Raw genomic sequence first — 1,034 nt, forward strand, 5'->3', positions numbered from 1 at the left:
CTCACATTACGTGTCGATAGCATCCGCCAATACACGAACAAAGCCACCGGTGCCGTCACGGTTCTCAACCGTCAAGCGGCGTATTACGATGGCTTCGGCTTCCTGCGCGTCATGGAAACGTACAATGACACCAACGGCTGGACACGCTCCCAGTACCATCCCGACGATCTGGGACGCGCCGTCTATGCGGTCGATGCCATGGGGAATACTCAAACGGCAGCCTACAACGCCTGGGATCAGCAAACCGAATTTACCGATGCGGAAGGCAATCTGTATATTACGAAGCCGCTACTCACCCAGCAGCAGACGCAGAATTATACGATTGCGGCTACTAATGTAGGCTCGTATCGCTCCAATCCAGAAAATACGAGTATCCGTCTGAATCTGCTGGAGCAAAACTTTGATGCGTACGGTCACAAGATCAAAGTCGTAGCGTACAAAGATGGCGCAGCGAATCATAGCCAACCGATTCAGGAAAGCTATACGTATGACTTAGTAGGCAACGTGCTGACGTATACCGATCCAAATGGTAACCAGAATGGTAAAGGGGTCACGACCGCGTATACGTATGATGCACTGAATCGCCTGACCAGCGTACAGGATGCACTCGATCAGACGAGCAGCTACACGTATGATGGAGGCGGTGGATTATCCAGCGTTATTATCAGCAACTCAAGCGGTAAGAGTGAGACGTTGTATACGAAGAATTACAATGAAAAAGGTTTACTGACCGACAAAGCCGACAGCACCAATAATCACACGCAAATGAACTACAATGCTCGCGGTCTTACGGAGCAAACGATAGATCGCAATGGAACAAGTGCCACCTACACTTATGACGAGCGCGGACAACAGACCAGCGCGACATTGAAGGCAACTAGCAGTAACACACTTGCCAGTGGCACGATGCAAGTCAAAAGCATTTTCGGTTCGGACGGTAACATCCTGACCGATCGCCACGAGCTGTACATCAACGATGCCAAAGTCGCTACACAGACGAGCACAAGTGACAAACTGGATCGCGTCACAAGCTT

The 1,034-nt window shown here is 50.5% G+C and carries 1 pseudogene; it reads left to right on the forward strand.

From position 1 onward, the window contains the following. Positions 1-1,034 (forward strand): annotated as a pseudogene (locus AAHF22_RS23700) (RHS repeat protein); the annotation flags it as partial.

This window comes from Paenibacillus wenxiniae, assembly GCF_039822605.1.
In the GTDB taxonomy this organism is placed as follows: Bacteria; Bacillota; Bacilli; order Paenibacillales; family Paenibacillaceae; genus Saccharibacillus; species Saccharibacillus wenxiniae.